General features: G+C 71.3%; 14 protein-coding genes. 13 read left to right on the top strand and 1 reads right to left on the bottom strand.

All coding sequences use genetic code 11. The features are described from left to right. Nucleotides 1-7: 7 nt before the first annotated feature. From ftsW to FGW37_RS08590, 9 genes are all read left to right on the top strand, one after another. Nucleotides 8-1,411, top strand: coding sequence for a putative lipid II flippase FtsW (gene ftsW, locus FGW37_RS08630; RefSeq protein ID WP_179080532.1), 1,404 nt, complete (start codon nt 8-10; stop codon nt 1,409-1,411). Nucleotides 1,412-1,417: 6 nt separating this feature from the next. Continuing rightward, nucleotides 1,418-2,512 carry an undecaprenyldiphospho-muramoylpentapeptide beta-N-acetylglucosaminyltransferase gene (gene murG, locus FGW37_RS08625; RefSeq protein ID WP_058044826.1) on the top strand — a complete coding sequence of 365 codons (1,095 nt, stop codon included), beginning with the start codon at nt 1,418-1,420 and terminating at the stop codon, nt 2,510-2,512. Between the two features lie 23 nt (nt 2,513-2,535). Beyond that, a complete protein-coding gene (locus tag FGW37_RS08620; RefSeq protein ID WP_179080531.1) occupies nt 2,536-3,402 on the top strand; it encodes a cell division protein FtsQ/DivIB in 867 nt (288 codons plus the stop codon). A gap of 239 nt (nt 3,403-3,641) precedes the next feature. Further along, the gene (gene ftsZ / locus FGW37_RS08615) at nt 3,642-4,877 is read left to right on the top strand and encodes a cell division protein FtsZ (protein ID WP_179080530.1); all 1,236 of its coding nucleotides are present in this window, start codon (nt 3,642-3,644) and stop codon (nt 4,875-4,877) included. A gap of 40 nt (nt 4,878-4,917) precedes the next feature. After that, nucleotides 4,918-5,658, top strand: coding sequence for a peptidoglycan editing factor PgeF (gene pgeF, locus FGW37_RS08610; protein WP_179080529.1), 741 nt, complete (start codon nt 4,918-4,920; stop codon nt 5,656-5,658). Between the two features lie 5 nt (nt 5,659-5,663). Beyond that, nucleotides 5,664-6,383, top strand: a complete 720-nt coding sequence (locus FGW37_RS08605) for a YggS family pyridoxal phosphate-dependent enzyme (protein WP_179080528.1) — start codon at nt 5,664-5,666, stop codon at nt 6,381-6,383. A gap of 122 nt (nt 6,384-6,505) precedes the next feature. After that, a complete protein-coding gene (locus FGW37_RS08600; protein ID WP_058044831.1) occupies nt 6,506-7,117 on the top strand; it encodes a cell division protein SepF in 612 nt (203 codons plus the stop codon). Between the two features lie 76 nt (nt 7,118-7,193). Then, nucleotides 7,194-7,478, top strand: coding sequence for a YggT family protein (locus FGW37_RS08595; RefSeq protein ID WP_030364712.1), 285 nt, complete (start codon nt 7,194-7,196; stop codon nt 7,476-7,478). Between the two features lie 49 nt (nt 7,479-7,527). Further along, on the top strand, nt 7,528-8,736 hold the full coding sequence (locus tag FGW37_RS08590) for a DivIVA domain-containing protein (RefSeq protein ID WP_179080527.1): 1,209 nt from the start codon (nt 7,528-7,530) through the stop codon (nt 8,734-8,736). A 175-nt stretch (nt 8,737-8,911) separates the two neighbouring features. Here the strand turns inward: FGW37_RS08590 and ileS are convergent, their stop codons facing one another. Beyond that, nucleotides 8,912-12,064: an isoleucine--tRNA ligase gene (ileS, locus tag FGW37_RS08585; protein WP_179080526.1), complete on the bottom strand. Its 3,153-nt coding sequence runs from the start codon at nt 12,062-12,064 to the stop codon at nt 8,912-8,914. Between the two features lie 485 nt (nt 12,065-12,549). Here ileS and FGW37_RS08580 point away from each other — a divergent pair, with 485 nt between their 5' ends. From FGW37_RS08580 to FGW37_RS08565, 4 genes are all read left to right on the top strand, one after another. Beyond that, nucleotides 12,550-13,980 carry a TraR/DksA family transcriptional regulator gene (locus FGW37_RS08580; RefSeq protein ID WP_179080525.1) on the top strand — a complete coding sequence of 477 codons (1,431 nt, stop codon included), beginning with the start codon at nt 12,550-12,552 and terminating at the stop codon, nt 13,978-13,980. Between the two features lie 78 nt (nt 13,981-14,058). Continuing rightward, complete coding sequence (gene lspA, locus FGW37_RS08575) at nt 14,059-14,607, top strand: signal peptidase II (RefSeq protein WP_179080524.1); 549 nt, start codon at nt 14,059-14,061, stop codon at nt 14,605-14,607. 42 nt (nt 14,608-14,649) lie between these two features. Further along, nucleotides 14,650-15,591 (top strand): RluA family pseudouridine synthase, encoded by a 942-nt coding sequence (locus tag FGW37_RS08570; protein ID WP_058044836.1) that lies wholly within the window; start codon nt 14,650-14,652, stop codon nt 15,589-15,591. A 44-nt stretch (nt 15,592-15,635) separates the two neighbouring features. Next, the gene (locus tag FGW37_RS08565; protein ID WP_179084582.1) at nt 15,636-16,097 is read left to right on the top strand and encodes a GNAT family N-acetyltransferase; all 462 of its coding nucleotides are present in this window, start codon (nt 15,636-15,638) and stop codon (nt 16,095-16,097) included. The last annotated feature ends 54 nt before the right edge of the window (nt 16,098-16,151 follow it).

The raw sequence follows: 16,151 nt of genomic DNA, 5'->3' as shown, positions 1-16,151 counted from the left end.
CACCCGGATGCACGCGGACGACATCCTGAGGCCGTCCGGCCCTTGGACGGCCCGGCGCGGCCCCGTCGCACGCTCCGGACCCGCACGGACGGCCCGTCCGCGCCCGGCAGCGGGCCGTGGAGGCGCCGCGGGCCGCGGCGGGCCCGGCGGCCCCAGAGCGCCCCGCGGCAGCCTGCTGGGCGGCCTCAGGCAGCTGCACAGGCGCGCCAAGCGCGCCTGGGACCGCCCCCTGACCGCGTACTACCTGGTGATGGGCGGCTCCCTGCTGATCACCGTGCTCGGCCTCGTCATGGTCTACTCGGCCTCCCAGATCAAGGCCCTGCAGAACGGCCTGCCGCCCACCTTCTTCTTCCGCAAGCAGCTGCTGGCCGCCGCGATCGGCGCCGTCATGCTGCTCCTGGCCGCCCGCATGCCCGTGCGCCTGCTGCGCGTCTTCGCCTACCCCGCGCTCGCCGGCTCGCTCTTCCTGCTCTGCCTGGTGCAGGTGCCGGGCATCGGCGAGACCATCAACGGCAACACCAACTGGATCTCCCTCGGCGGCCCGTTCCAGCTCCAGCCGAGCGAGTTCGCCAAGCTCGCGCTGGTGCTGTGGGGCGCGGACCTGCTGGCCCGCAAGCAGTCCAAGAAGCTGCTCACCCAGTGGAAGCACCTGCTGGTGCCGCTGGTGCCCGTCACCTTCGTGCTGCTCGGCCTGATCATGCTGGGCGGCGACATGGGGACCACTGTGGTGCTCACCACGGTGCTGCTCGGGCTGCTGTGGGTGGCCGGGGCGCCGACGCGGCTGTTCGCCGGGGTCTTCGCCGTCACCGCCGTGCTGGCCGTCCTGTTCATCAAGACCAGCGCCAACCGGATGTCCCGGCTGGCCTGCATCGGGGCCACCGACCCCGGCGATCACGACCAGTGCTGGCAGGCCGTGCACGGAATCTACGCGCTGGCCAACGGCGGCTGGTTCGGTGCCGGGCTCGGGGCGAGCGTGGAGAAATGGGGCGAACTCCCCGAACCTCACACCGACTTCATCTTCGCGATCACCGGCGAGGAGCTGGGCCTGGCGGGGACGCTGTCGGTACTCGCCCTCTTCGCGGCTCTAGGCTATGCGGGTATCCGCGTGGCCGGACGCACGGAGGACCCCTTCGTGAGGTACGCCGCGGGAGGTGTGACCACCTGGATCACGGCCCAGGCCGTGGTCAACATCGGTGCGGTGCTCGGCCTGCTGCCGATCGCCGGTGTCCCCCTGCCGCTGTTCTCCTACGGAGGGTCCGCCCTGCTGCCGACCATGTTCGCCATCGGGCTGCTGATCGCCTTCGCGCGCGACGAACCCGGTGCGCGGGCGGCGCTGGCCATGCGGCAGCCTGGGGTGAGATGGAAGACGATGAGACGGCGCGTCAAGAAGCGACCGTCCGGAGAGCGGTGAATTTCGGTGCATGTCGTACTCGCCGGTGGGGGGACCGCCGGCCACATCGAGCCCGCGCTCGCCCTCGCGGACGCCCTGCGCAGGCAGGACCCGACCGTGGGGATCACGGCGCTCGGCACGGAGCGGGGCCTGGAGACCCGGCTCGTGCCCGAGCGGGGCTATGAGCTCGGTCTCATTCCCGCCGTACCGCTGCCCCGCAAGCCCACACCCGAGCTGATCACCGTCCCCGGGCGGCTGCGCGGCACGATCAAGGCGGCCGAGCAGATCCTGGAGCGCACCAAGGCGGACTGCGTGGTCGGCTTCGGCGGCTACGTGGCGCTGCCCGGCTACCTGGCCGCCAAGCGGCTCGGCGTGCCGATCATCGTGCACGAGGCCAACGCCCGGCCCGGCCTCGCCAACAAGATCGGCTCGCGCTACGCCGCCGGGGTCGCGGTGTCCACCCCGGACAGCAAGCTGCGCAACGCCCGCTACGTGGGCATCCCGCTGCGCCGCACCATCGCCACCCTGGACCGCGGCGCCGCCCGGCCCGAGGCCCGGGCGTACTTCGGGCTCGACCAGAACCTGCCCACGCTGCTGGTCTCCGGCGGCTCGCAGGGCGCCCGCCGGCTGAACGAGGTCGTCCAGGCCGTCGTCCCGTTCCTGCAGCGCGCCGGCATCCAGGTGCTGCACGCGGTCGGTCCGAAGAACGACCTGCCGCGCGTGGACAACATGCCCGGAATGCCGCCCTACATCCCGGTACCGTACGTGGACCGGATGGACCTCGCGTACGCCGCGGCCGACATGATGCTCTGCCGCGCGGGCGCGATGACCGTCGCCGAGCTGTCCGCCGTCGGGCTGCCCGCCGCCTACGTCCCGCTGCCCATCGGCAACGGCGAACAGCGGCTGAACGCCCAGCCGGTCGTCAAGGCCGGCGGCGGACTGCTGGTGGACGACGCCGAGCTGACGCCCGAGTGGGTGCAGAGCCACGTGCTCCCGGTGCTCGCCGACCCGCACCGGCTGTACGAGATGTCCCGTGCCGCCTCCGAGTTCGGCCGCCGGGACGCCGACGACCTGCTCGTCGGCATGGTGTACGAGGCGATTGCCGCCAAGAGAGCGGGCTGACGCCCGGAGCAGGAGGCTGGAGCGTGGCCGGACCGACGACCGCACGGCGCGGTGGCGCGAAGAGCAGCAAGTCGGTGCGGCCCCGCAGCGGCGCTCCCTCCCGGCCGGCCAGGAAGCCGGCCGGGAGGCCGCCCGGGCGCGGCCCGCGCCGCGGCGGTCTGCGCTCCAGGCTGCCCCGCGGCCGCCGGCTGGTGCTGTGGGCGGTGGCCGCCGTACTCGCCGGCGGTGCCGCCGGATGGGCCCTCTACGGCTCCACCTGGCTGCGCGCCACCCGGGTGGAGGTTTCCGGCGCCCGCGTGCTGACGCCCGATGAGGTGCGGGCCGCAGCCGGCGTCCGGCTCGGTGGTCCACTGGTCTCCGTGGACACCGACGCCATCGAGGAACGGCTGCGGGACGCCCTGCCGCGGATCGCCTCGGTCAGGGTCGAGCGGTCCTGGCCGCACACGGTCGCCCTGAAAGTGGTCGAGCGTCAGCCCAAGGCGATCGTCCAGGACGTCGCAAAGGGTGGAAGATTTATCGAAATCGACGGCGAGGGCGTACGGTTCGCCACAGTCGATCAAGCTCCGGGCGGCGTGCCCCGGCTGTCCGTGGAGTCCTCGGACGCCGCCGCGGCCAGCCTGCGCCGGTTCGGCCCCGAGCGGCTGGAGCGCGAGGGCGTCCGGGTCGCCGAGGCGCTGCCCGAGGCCGTGCGGGCGGACACCCGCACCATCCGCGTACGCTCGTACGACTCCATCACCCTGGAGCTGACGGGCGGTCGGACGGTCGTGTGGGGCAGCGGGGAGCGGGGCGAGGCGAAGGCCCGTGCGCTGACGGCTCTGCTGAAGGCCGCGCGGGGTGCCGACCGCTTCGACGTGAGCGCTCCCAGCGCTCCCGCGGCGTCGGGGAGTTGACGGCCGGGGTGGCCGGGCAGCACCCTGGCTGGCTACGGCTATGGGTGATCACATAGGGTGAAAAGAAAAACGGGAGGTTCGGCGTGTTCGTTGAACGCGCGCGGCTTGTCGACTTAGTGTCCTGTTCGGAGAACCCCAGCGAACAGCGGCACCGGTAACCCTAAACTTCACGTTGAGGGTTCGGGTCGGCACTGAACCGTCCCCCAGGCATACGTAACTCGAGGCGAGAGGCCTTCGACGTGGCAGCACCGCAGAACTACCTCGCAGTCATCAAGGTCGTCGGCATCGGCGGCGGTGGCGTGAACGCCATCAACCGGATGATCGAGGTCGGTCTCAAGGGCGTCGAGTTCATCGCGATCAACACCGATGCACAGGCCCTGCTGATGAGCGACGCCGACGTCAAGCTCGACGTCGGCCGTGAGCTCACCCGCGGCCTCGGCGCCGGCGCCAACCCCGACGTCGGCCGCAAGGCCGCCGAGGACCACCGCGAGGAGATCGAGGAGGTCCTCAAGGGGGCCGACATGGTCTTCGTGACCGCGGGCGAGGGCGGCGGCACCGGCACCGGCGGCGCCCCCGTCGTCGCCAACATCGCCCGTTCGCTGGGCGCCCTGACGATCGGTGTGGTCACCCGGCCGTTCACCTTCGAGGGCCGCCGCCGTGCGAACCAGGCGGAGGACGGCATCGCGGGGCTGCGCGACGAGGTCGACACCCTCATCGTGATCCCGAACGACCGGCTGCTGTCCATCTCGGACCGTCAGGTGAGCGTGCTCGACGCGTTCAAGTCCGCGGACCAGGTGCTGCTGTCGGGCGTCCAGGGCATCACCGACCTGATCACCACCCCGGGCCTGATCAACCTCGACTTCGCCGACGTCAAGTCCGTGATGTCCGAGGCGGGCTCGGCGCTCATGGGCATCGGCTCGGCCCGCGGCGACGACCGCGCGGTGGCCGCGGCCGAGATGGCGATCTCCTCGCCGCTGCTGGAGGCGTCCATCGACGGCGCCCGCGGCGTCCTGCTCTCCATCTCCGGCGGCTCCGACCTCGGTCTCTTCGAGATCAACGAGGCCGCCCAGCTGGTCAGCGAGGCCGCCCACCCCGAGGCCAACATCATCTTCGGTGCCGTCATCGACGACGCCCTGGGTGACGAGGTCCGGGTCACCGTCATCGCCGCCGGCTTCGACGGCGGCCAGCCGCCGGCCAAGGGCAGCCGCGACAAGGTGCTCGGCTCCTCCTACGGCTCCGGCCGCGAGGAGACCCCGGCCGCCGCGGCCCCGCGCCCGGCCACCCCGGCCGAGCCCTCCCGCCCGTCCTTCGGCGGCCTGGGCAGCGTGACCCCGCGCACCGAGGAGCCCGCGGCCGACCCGGTACCGGTCAACGAGCTCCCCCCGCCGCCGGTCTCCTCCCCGCAGGTCCCGCCGGCCCGTCCGTACCAGGACTCGACCGCCGAGGAACTGGACGTTCCGGACTTCCTCAAGTAGGACGTACGAGCGAGTGAGCGGCATAGGACGACAGCACGCAGTGACATCGGAAGCTGTCTCGCACGATCAGCACGAGAGCGGCGCGCACTTCGCCTTCACCGACAGGTGGGGCGGGGTGAGCGCCGCTCCGTATGACGAGCTGAACCTCGGCGGCGCGGTCGGCGACGACCCGGCCGCCGTCCGGGCCAACCGGGAGCGCGCGGCGAAGTCGCTCGGCCTCGACCCGGCGGACGTCGTCTGGATGAACCAGGTGCACGGCCGGGACGTGGCCGTGGTCGACGGCCCCTGGCGGAGCGCCGGAATCCCCGCGGTCGACGGGGTGGTGACCGCCCGTCGGGGTCTGGCCCTCGCGGTCCTGACCGCGGACTGCACCCCGGTGCTCCTCGCCGACCCGGTCGCCGGAGTCGTGGGCGCGGCCCACGCCGGCCGCCCGGGTCTGGTCGCGGGAGTGGTTCCCGCGACCGTCGAGATGATGATCACTCTCGGCGCGGACCCCGCCCGGATCCTCGCGTACACCGGCCCCGCGGTCTGCGGCCTGTGCTACGAGGTGCCCGAGGCGATGCGGGCCGAGGTCGCCGAGGCCGTGCCCGAGGCCTGGGCCACCACCCGGCAGGGCACCCCGGCCGTGGACGTGGCCGCGGGGGTGCGCGCCCAACTCGCCCGGCTCGGCGTGACGATGAGCGGACAATCTCACATCTGCACGCTGGAGTCGGCTGATCACTTCTCGTACCGGCGCGAGCGCACTACGGGGCGACTTGCTAGCTATGTCTGGTTGGACTGAGAGCTGTGACGGACCGGAGAACGGAACTCGCCGACAACCTGGCCCGCGTGGAGGAACGTATCTCCGCGGCCTGCGCCGCGGCGGGTCGCCCGCGTGAGGACGTGACCCTGATCGTGGTCACCAAGACCTACCCCGCCAGTGACGTGCGACTCCTCGCCGAGCTCGGGGTGCGCCACGTCGCGGAGAACCGCGACCAGGACGCGGCGCCGAAGGCGGCCGAGTGCGCGGACCTGCCCCTCACCTGGCACTTCGTCGGACAATTGCAGACGAACAAGGTGCGTTCGGTGGCCGGTTATGCCGACTTTGTGCATTCGGTCGACCGGACCCGCCTCGTCACCGCACTCTCCACGGCGGCCGCCAAGGCCGGCCGGACCCTGGACTGCCTGATTCAGGTGGCACTTGACGCAGAGTCGGGTGAACGGGGTGAAAGGGGTGGAGTCGCTCCTGACGGGGTGACAGAACTCGCCGATGCGCTCGCCGGTGCCGAAGCGCTGCGCCCGGCCGGCCTGATGACGGTCGCTCCGCTCGTCGGACCATATGCCGGGCGTCCGCGGGCCGCCTTCGAGCGGCTGATGGAAATCTCAACGGGCCTGCGCGCGGCCCATCCTGCTGCGAACATGGTGTCAGCAGGGATGAGCGCGGATCTGGATGACGCCGTGGCCGCCGGGGCGACACATGTACGTGTCGGATCGGCGGTACTCGGAGTCCGACCCAGGCTCGGGTAACGTCGCCAAGAAGTCGGACCACAGCAAAAAATATGGTCATTCCCGTCAGAAGGCGGGCAGACCGCGTGGATCCAAGGCGCCGTTGACGGAGCCGATCCACCACAGAGCGGAGGACGCAGAGAATGGCCGGCGCGATGCGCAAGATGGCGGTCTACCTCGGCCTCGTGGAGGACGATGGGTACGACGGCCCGGGGTTCGACCCCGACGACGAGTTCGAACCCGAGCCGGAGCCCGACCGACGCAGGCAGCAGCATCAGCAACACCTCGCACAACAGACGCAATCGGACGAACCGGTTCGAGTCGCCCAGCCGCCTGCACAGCGCGAACCCGCTCCGCTCACAGCGGAAACGGGACGACCCGCCCGAATCGCACCCGTGGCGTCCATCACACCCGAACGCCACTCTCTGGAGAAGAACGCACCGGTGATCATGCCCAAGGTTGTGTCCGAGCGGGAGCCCTACCGCATCACGACGTTGCACCCCCGGACCTACAACGAAGCCCGTACCATCGGGGAACACTTCCGCGAGGGCACTCCGGTGATCATGAATCTGACGGAGATGGACGACACGGATGCGAAGCGACTTGTCGACTTCGCCGCCGGCCTCGTCTTCGGTCTCCACGGCAGCATCGAGCGGGTGACGCAGAAGGTGTTCCTGCTGTCTCCTGCTAACGTCGATGTCACGGCGGAGGACAAGGCCCGCATCGCAGAGGGTGGGTTCTTCAATCAGAGCTGAGACGCAATACCTGGCGATACCGGGAGAATGACGGCCGAACAGGCCGGGTACGAGCAAGGGGAGAGGGAAGCGCGAGATGAGCATCGCACTGCAGGTGATCTACATCGCGTTGTATTGCTTCCTATTTGTACTGATCTTCCGGCTGGTGATGGATTACGTCTTCCAGTTCGCTCGCTCATGGCAACCCGGTAAGGCGATGGTGGTCATCCTTGAGGCCACCTACACTGTCACCGATCCGCCACTCAAGCTTCTGCGGCGGTTCATTCCGCCGCTGCGTCTCGGGGGCGTGGCGCTCGACCTGTCCTTCTTCGTATTGATGATTATCGTCTTCATCCTGATCCGCGTCGTGGAGCAGGTGTGAACGATACGGTCTTGCCGATTGCCGACGACTACGTTGAGGTGAAGAAGAGATGCCGTTGACCCCCGAGGACGTGCGGAACAAGCAGTTCACGACCGTCCGTCTCCGAGAAGGCTATGACGAGGACGAGGTCGATGCCTTCCTGGACGAGGTCGAGGCCGAACTGACCCGTCTGCTCCGCGAGAACGAGGACCTGCGCGCCAAGCTGGCCGCCGCCACGCGTGCCGCCGCGCAGAACCAGCAGCAGGGCATGCGCAAGCCCGAGCCGCAGGACCAGCGACCCGGCGGGGCTCCGGTGCCCGCCGCCATATCCGGACCGCAGCCGGTGCCGCAGCAGCAGCAGATGGGCGGCCCGCCGCAGCTGCCGGGCGGTGCCCCGCAGCTTCCGGCCGGCCCCAGCGGTCACGGCCACGGTCCCCAGGGTCCGCACGGTCCCGGCCCGATGGGTCAGAACGGTCCCGGCCCCATGGGTCAGAACGGTCCGATGGGCGGCCCCATGGGCGGTCCCATGGGGCAGAACGGTCCGATGGGTCAGAACGGAATGGGGCAGAACGGTCCCATGGGGCAGAACCCCATGGGTCAGAACGGCCCCATGGGCGGCCCGCAGCTGCCGCAGCCGGGCCAGGGCCCGGGCGGTGACAGCGCCGCCCGTGTGCTCTCGCTCGCTCAGCAGACCGCCGACCAGGCGATCGCGGAGGCCCGTTCCGAGGCCAACAAGATCGTCGGCGAGGCGCGCAGCCGGGCCGAGGGCCTGGAGCGGGACGCCCGCGCCAAGGCCGACGCCCTGGAGCGGGACGCGCAGGAGAAGCACCGTGTCGCGATGGGCTCCCTGGAGTCCGCCCGCGCCACGCTGGAGCGCAAGGTCGAGGACCTGCGCGGCTTCGAGCGCGAGTACCGCACCCGTCTGAAGTCCTACCTGGAGAGCCAGCTGCGCCAGCTGGAGAACCAGGCGGACGACTCGCTGGCCCCGCCCCGCAACCCCAACACCCCGTCGCTGCCCGCGGCCCCCTCGATGAGCGGGTCGATGGCTCCGGCAGGTGCGGGCATGGGCGGCCACAGCATGGGCGGCAACCCGTCCATGGGTGGCAACACCTCGATGGGTGGCAACTCCTCCATGGGCGGCCCGTCCTACGGTGGCCAGCAGCAGATGTCCCCGGCGATGACCCAGCCGATGGCACCGGTGCGGCCGCAGGGCCAGCAGCCGATGCAGCAGGCGCCGTCCCCCATGCGGGGCTTCCTCATCGACGAGGACGACAACTGAGGCGCCCGTACGGCCGCTAGTCGGCAGTCGGTCGGTCGGCAGTCATAAAAGGGCCGGGCCCCTGGGATTCCCCAGGGGCCCGGCCCTTTTATGCGCTTCATTTCGCCTGTCAGGCAATACGACATATGACAATTGCCGGGCGAGGGTTTCCCTCGCCCGGCAATTGTCGGTTTTATCAGGCCTCGGTCGTCTTGCGGAGACGGAACGTCAGCGAAAGCGCCTCGTCGGTGAAAGGCTCACCGTACGATCCGTCGGCCTCGCCCGTGGCGAAGTCCGTGGCCAGGACCTCGTCCGCAATCAGGGAGGCGTGCTCCGAGAGGGCGGTACGGACTTCCTCGGCCGCCGACTCCCAGCGCACGGCGATCCGGTCGGCGACGTCGAGGCCGCTGTTCTTGCGGGCCTCCTGGATGAGCCGGACGGCATCGCGGGCGAGGCCCGCGCGGCGCAGCTCCGGGGTGATCTCCAGGTCGAGGGCCACCGTCGCACCAGAGTCCGAGGCCACCGACCAGCCCTCGCGGGGCGTTTCGGTGATGATGACCTCGTCGGGGGAGAGGGTGACCGTCTCGCCGTCCACCTCGACCGAGGCCGTGCCCTCGCGCAGGGCCAGCGACAGCGCCGCGGCGTCGGCCCCGGCGACGGCCTTGGCGACCGCCTGGACGCCCTTGCCGAACCGCTTGCCCAGGGCACGGAAGTTGGCCTTGGCGGTGGTGTCGACCAGGGACCCCCCGACCTCCGACAGGGAGGCGAGGGAGGAGACGTTGAGCTCCTCGGCGATCTGGGCGCGCAGCTCGGCGCCCAGCTCCTCGAAGCCGGCCGAGGCCACCAGCGCGCGGGAGAGCGGCTGGCGGGTCTTGACACCGGACTCCGCGCGGGTGGCGCGGCCCAGCTCGACCAGGCGCCGCACGAGCAGCATCTGCTGCGACAGCTTCGGATCGACGAGGGCGGCGTCCGCCACCGGCCAGGTGGCCAGGTGGACCGACTCGGGGGCCTGCGGGTCGACGGGGACCACGAGGTCCTGCCAGACGCGCTCGGTGATGAACGGCACCAGCGGGGCCATCAGGCGGGTCACCGTCTCGACGACCTCGTGGAGGGTGCGCAGCGCGGCCGCGTCACCCTGCCAGAACCGGCGGCGCGAGCGGCGCACGTACCAGTTGGACAGGTCGTCGACGAAGGAGGACAGCAGCTTGCCGGCCCGCTGGGTGTCGTAGGCCTCCATGGCCTCGGTGACCTGGCCGACGAGGGCGTTGAGCTCGCCGAGCAGCCAGCGGTCCAGCAGCGGGCGGTCGGCCGGGGCCGGGTCCGAGGCGCTGGGCGCCCAGCCGGACGTACGGGCGTAGAGGGCCTGGAAGGCGACCGTGTTCCAGTAGGTGAGGAGCGTCTTGCGGACGACCTCCTGGATGGTGCCGTGGCCCACGCGGCGCGCGGCCCACGGGGAGCCGCCGGCCGCCATGAACCAGCGGACGGCGTCGGCGCCGTGCTGGTCCATCAGGGGGATCGGCTGGAGGATGTTGCCCAGGTGCTTGGACATCTTCCGGCCGTCCTCGGCGAGGATGTGGCCCAGGCAGACGACGTTCTCGTAACTCGACTTGTCGAAGACGAGGGTGCCGACGGCCATCAGCGTGTAGAACCAGCCGCGGGTCTGGTCGATGGCCTCCGAGATGAACTGCGCCGGGTAGCGCTGCTCGAAGAGCTCCTTGTTCTTGTACGGGTAGCCCCACTGCGCGAACGGCATCGAGCCCGAGTCGTACCAGGCGTCGATGACCTCCGGCACGCGCACGGCCGTGTGCGAGCAGCCCTCGGCGGTGCAGGTGAAGGTGACGTCGTCGATGTAGGGGCGGTGCGGGTCCAGGCCGCTCTGGTCGGTGCCGGTGAGCTCGGTGAGCTCGGCCAGCGAGCCGACGCAGGTGAGGTGGTCGTCCTCGCAGCGCCAGATGGGCAGCGGCGTGCCCCAGTAGCGGTTGCGGGAGAGCGCCCAGTCGATGTTGTTGTTCAGCCAGTCGCCGAAGCGGCCGTGCTTGACCGACTCGGGGAACCAGTTGGTCTTCTCGTTCTCCTCGAGCAGCCGGTCCTTCACGGCGGTGGTGCGGATGTACCAGGACGGCTGCGCGTAGTAGAGCAGCGCGGTGTGGCAGCGCCAGCAGTGCGGGTAGCTGTGCTCGTAGGCGATGTGCTTGAAGAGCAGGCCGCGCTCGGTGAGGTCCGCGACGAGCTTCTCGTCGGCCTTCTTGAAGAACTGGCCGCCGACGAGGCCGAGGCCCTCCTCGAAGGTGCCGTCCGGGCGGACCGGGTTGACGACCGGCAGGCCGTAGGCGCGGCAGGTCCTGAGGTCGTCCTCACCGAAGGCGGGCGCCTGGTGGACCAGGCCCGTGCCGTCCTCGGTGGTGACGTAGTCGGCGTTGACGACGAAGTTGGCGCCCTCCAGCTCGACCAGGTCGAACGGGCGGCGGTAGGCCCAGCGCTCCATCTCGCGGCCGGTGAAGGACTGCCCCGTCGCGGTCCAGCCCTCGCCGAGGGCCTTCTCCAGCAGCGGCTCGGCGACGACCAGCTGCTCGGTGCCGTCGGTGGCGACGACATAGGTGACGTCGGGGTGCGCGGCGGCGGCCGTGTTGGAGACCAGGGTCCAGGGGGTGGTCGTCCACACCAGCAGCGAGGCCTCGCCCGCGAGCGGGCCGGAGGTCAGCGGGAAGCGGACGAAGACGGAGGGGTCGACGACCGTCTCGTAGCCCTGGGCCAGCTCGTGGTCCGACAGGCCGGTGCCGCAGCGGGGGCACCAGGGGGCCACGCGGTGGTCCTGGACCAGCAGGCCCTTGTTGAAGATCTCCTTCAGGGACCACCAGACGGACTGGACGTAGTCCGGGTCCATCGTGCGGTAGGCGTCGTCCAGGTCGACCCAGTAGCCCATGCGGGTGGTGAGCTCGGCGAAGGCGTCCGTGTGGCGGGTGACGGACTCGCGGCACTTGTCGTTGAAGGCCGCGATGCCGTACGCCTCGATGTCCTGCTTGCCCGAGAAGCCCAGCTCCTTCTCCACCGCGAGCTCCACCGGCAGGCCGTGGCAGTCCCAGCCGGCCTTGCGGCCGACGTGGTAGCCCTGCATCGTGCGGAAGCGGGGGAAGACGTCCTTGAAGACGCGGGCCTCGATGTGGTGCGCGCCCGGCATGCCGTTGGCCGTGGGCGGGCCCTCGTAGAACACCCACTCGGGGCGGCCCTCGGACTGCTCGAGGCTACGGGCGAAGACCTTGCTCTCGCGCCAGAACTCGAGCACGGCGTGCTCCAGGGCGGGCAGGTCCACCTGGGCGGGTACCTGGTGGTACTGCGGCTGGGGACTCATGTGAGGCTTCCTCCGGCGGAACGTCATTGCGCTGTCCGTCGGAGGGACGAGATGCGCTGCGCGCGCTTCCCGCGGTACCACCCTCCTTGGCCGGTGGCGATGCCGCCGGCCCCCTCATTAGGGGCGCGATGCCGGCTCTACTGACCCGCCGGTCAGCTCCCGGGGGCGTTCTTCCGGCGGCTCCGGGGTGATCTTCACACCGCGCACGCCCCCGGGCTCCCACCGTCCCCGGGTCGCTACAGGCTGCGTGCGGCGCTACTCGTCCCTTCCACGCCTTTCGCTGCGCCCAGTGTACGGGGCCGGACCGGACGCGGCCCACCGGTTTCGGCCGGGGCCGGGCGGGGGACGGGCGCAGTCCGATTACAGGGCCGGGGGCGGGGCACAACCGAGGAGACCGGCGTGCCCCGTTGCCGCGTGCCCGGTGGAGTTTTATCGTTCCGGCACGATTCGCGCGCAAGATCATAAAATGTGAAGGGGCCGCGGTCATGGTGGCGAAGAGAGCGGCAGCGGACGCCGCTTCCGCGAAGGGCAAGGCCCACGGGGCCACCGGGTCCGCTGCCGCGGGGGCCACCGGAAAGACCGCCAGGACCTCCAAGGCCGCCGAAGCCGCCAAAGCCGCCGGAGGCGGCGGGACCGCGGCGAAGAAGGCGCCACCGGCACGCAAGACCACGAAGACGGCGTCCGCCGGGGGCGGGGGGAAGGCGGCCAGGGCGACGTCGGCTGCGGGTAAGGCTGCGCCGGCTAAGAAGACGGCTGCCGGGTCAGCCGAGCGGGCGGCCAAGGCGTCGGCTCCGGGGAAGGCGTCGTCGGTGGCGGGTCATGCCGCCAAGGCCGCGGGCGGCGGGAAGGCCGCCTCGGCTAAGAAGTCGGCTGCCGTGGGCGTGGCCGGGTCGGCCGAGAAGGCGGCCAAGGCGTCCGGTAAGGCTGCCAAAGCCGCGGGCGGGGGTAGGAAGGCTGCGGCTGCTAAGAAGACGGCTGCCGGGGGTGCGACCGGGGCGGCTGAGAAGGCGGCTAGGACGTCGGTGGCGGGTCATGCTGCCAAGGCCGCGGGCGGCGGGAAGGCTGCCTCGGCTAAGAAGGCGGCTGCCGTGGGCGTGGCCGGGTCGGCCGAGAAGGCGGCCAAGGCGTCCGCTTCGGCCAAGAAGGCGTCGCCCTCGAAGGCCGCCGCGAAGGCGGCCTCGGCAGGTAGGGCGGCGAAGGTCTCCGCTTCGGCCGGGGCCGTGGCGAAGAAGGCGTCTGCCGGGAAGAAGGCGGTGGCCTCGGCCGAGGAGCCGGCTGCCGCCAAGACGTCCAAGACGTCCGCCGGGGGAAAGAAGGCGGCGGCCGCCGCGGAGCGCGCCCCCCGGGCGGTCGGCAAGCGCGCCGCAGGCGAGAAGGCCGCCCCCATCGAGAAGGCCGCACCTGCCCAGAGGGCGGTGCCCGCGAAGAAGACGGGAGCCAGGACGGTGGCTGCGAAGAAGACGATGGACGGGACACAGGCCGCCGGGAAGGTGCCGGGGGCCCGCACGGGCCCCGCGGAGCCCGGTGAGCTGGCCGTGCGGCCGGGGGAGGAGCCCTGGTCGCCGGGCGAGGTGGCCGAGGCCCGGACGGAGCTGCAGAGCGAGGTGCTGCGGCTGCGGGCGGAGATCGCCCACTCGGAGGAGGCGATCACCGGCCTGATGCGGGACTCGGGTGACGGCGCGGGCGACGACCAGGCCGACACCGGCACCAAGAACATCACCCGGGAGCACGAGCTGGCCCTGGCGGCCAACGCCCGGGAGATGCTGGACCAGACCGAGCGGGCGCTGGAACGGCTCGACGCGGGCACGTACGGGCTCTGCGAGAACTGCGGGAAGCCCATCGGCAAGGCCCGCATGCAGGCGTTCCCGCGGGCCACCCTGTGCGTGGAGTGCAAACAGCGCCAGGAACGCCGCTGACCCCCTCGCACGGGCGTGCCGTACCCTCGTCCTCAGTCAGGCAGGCCCTGGCGACCTGGACGACGTCGAAGGACTCACGTGACAGAGGCGGAACAGACCACCACCGGCACGCCGGAGGCCGCGGAACCGACCACGGCCAAGGGCGGGCGACGCATCGCGGTACTCCTGGCGGTGGCCGCCTTCGCCTATGTCCTGGACCTCGGCAGCAAGCTGTTCGTGGTCGCGAAGCTGGAGCACCACGACCCGATCGAGGTGTTCGGCACCTGGCTGCAGCTGGAGGTGGTCCGCAACCGCGGTGCCGCCTTCGGCATCGGCGAGGCGATGACGATCGTCTTCACGGTGATCGCCTCCGCCGTGATCGTGGTGATCGCGCGGATCGCCCGCAAGCTCTACAGCCTGCCGTGGGCGATCGCGCTCGGCCTGCTGCTCGGCGGTGCGCTGGGCAACCTCACGGACCGCCTGTTCCGCGCCCCGGGCGGCTTCGAGGGCGGTGTCGTCGACTTCATCGCGCCCGCGCACTTCGCGGTCTTCAACCTCGCCGACTCCGCGATCGTCTGCGGCGGCTTCCTGATCGTGATCCTGTCCTTCCGCGGGCTGGACCCGGACGGCACGGTCCACCAGGACTGAGCCCGGGGCGGGGGTGTCGCACCCGTCCGTCATACTCGACGGGTGAGCACCATTCCCGAGATCCGCGCCCTGCCCGTACCCGACGGCCTGGAAGGCGAGCGCGTCGACGCCGCCATCGCCCGTATGTTCGGCTTTTCCCGCACCAAGGCGGCCGAGCTGGCGGCCGCGGGCAAGGTCCAGCTGGACGGGGCGGAGGCCGGGAAGTCCGACCGCGTGACCGGCGGGGCCTGGCTCGAGGTCGAGATGCCCGCCGCACCCGCCCCGGTGCAGATCGTCGCCGAGCCCGTCGAGGGCATGGAGATCGTCCATGACGACGACGACATCGTCGTGATCGTCAAGCCGGTCGGCGTGGCGGCCCACCCCAGCCCCGGCTGGACGGGCCCGACGGTCATCGGCGGCCTGGCCGCCGCGGGCTACCGCATCTCCACCTCCGGTGCCGCCGAGCGCCAGGGCATCGTGCACCGCCTGGACGTGGGCACCTCCGGCCTGATGGTCGTCGCCAAGTCCGAGCGCGCCTACACCCTGCTCAAGCAGCAGTTCCGCGAGCGCACGGTCGACAAGCGCTACCACACGCTGGTCCAGGGGCACCCCGATCCGATGAGCGGCACCATCGACGCCCCGATCGGCCGTCACCCCAACCACGACTACAAGTGGGCCGTCACCGCCGAGGGCAAGCCCTCGGTCACCCACTACGACCTGATCGAGGCGTTCCGCGCGGCCAGCCTGCTGGACGTGAAGCTGGAGACCGGCCGTACGCACCAGATCCGTGTGCACATGGCCGCCCACCGCCACCCCTGCGTCGGCGACCTCACCTACGGCGCCGACCCGACCCTCGCCAAGCGCCTCAAGCTCACCCGCCAGTGGCTGCACGCCGTGCGGCTGGGCTTCGAGCACCCCGAGGACGGCCGCTGGGTCGAGTTCGAGAGCTCCTACCCCGAGGACCTGCAGCGCGCGCTGGATACGGTGCGCGCCGAGAGCGCCTGAGCCCCGTGGGTGCCGTGGGTGCCGTGGGCGCCGCGCAGGGGATCATGGTCCGCGTCGTCGGCCCCGACGGGCTGCCCGGCTGTCACGCCGTGCGCCGCGAGGTCTTCGTCGGCGAGCAGTGCATCCCCGAGGCCGAGGAGATGGACGCGTACGACGTCCACGCCGTCCACCTCCTGGCCACCGGCCCGGCCGGCCCCGTCGGCACGGTCCGCTTCCTGCACGGTGCACCGGCCCGGACGAAGTACGGCCACGCGGGCGTCGAGGACGACGTCACGGCCGTCCTCGGCCGGCTCGCCGTCTCCCGTGCCGCGCGCGGCACGGGCCTGGGCGCCGGGCTCGTCCTGGCCGTCGAGGCGGAGGCCCGCCGGCTGGGCCTGGCCCGGGTCTACCTGGAGGCCCAGACGCACGCCCTCGGCTTCTACGAGCGGCTCGGCTATGCGGCCCACGGGCCCGAGTTCGACGAGGGCAGCGGCATACCGCACCGTGCGATGACGAAGGCGCTGTGAGCAGCGCACCCTGACTTCGTCCGGAATCTCCGGAAGATCCGGGTTGGTCCGGTT

The sequence above is a fragment of the Streptomyces rectiverticillatus genome (assembly GCF_013394065.1).
Taxonomy (GTDB): domain Bacteria; phylum Actinomycetota; class Actinomycetes; order Streptomycetales; family Streptomycetaceae; genus Streptomyces; species Streptomyces rectiverticillatus.
Note: the sequence above shows the minus strand (reverse complement) of the source record. Positions and strands in the feature narration are given on the sequence as shown.

Excerpts from the sequence above, each read along its gene's own strand:
- FGW37_RS08565 (WP_179084582.1), top strand. The coding sequence starts at position 15,636 with ATGGTCCGCGTCGTCGGCCCCGACGGGCTGCCCGGCTGTCACGCCGTG.
- FGW37_RS08600 (WP_058044831.1), top strand. The coding sequence starts at position 6,506 with ATGGCCGGCGCGATGCGCAAGATGGCGGTCTACCTCGGCCTCGTGGAG.
- ftsW (WP_179080532.1), top strand. The coding sequence starts at position 8 with ATGCACGCGGACGACATCCTGAGGCCGTCCGGCCCTTGGACGGCCCGG.
- FGW37_RS08590 (WP_179080527.1), top strand. The coding sequence starts at position 7,528 with ATGCCGTTGACCCCCGAGGACGTGCGGAACAAGCAGTTCACGACCGTC.
- ileS (WP_179080526.1), bottom strand. The coding sequence starts at position 12,064 with ATGAGTCCCCAGCCGCAGTACCACCAGGTACCCGCCCAGGTGGACCTG.
- FGW37_RS08595 (WP_030364712.1), top strand. The coding sequence starts at position 7,194 with ATGAGCATCGCACTGCAGGTGATCTACATCGCGTTGTATTGCTTCCTA.
- FGW37_RS08580 (WP_179080525.1), top strand. The coding sequence starts at position 12,550 with ATGGTGGCGAAGAGAGCGGCAGCGGACGCCGCTTCCGCGAAGGGCAAG.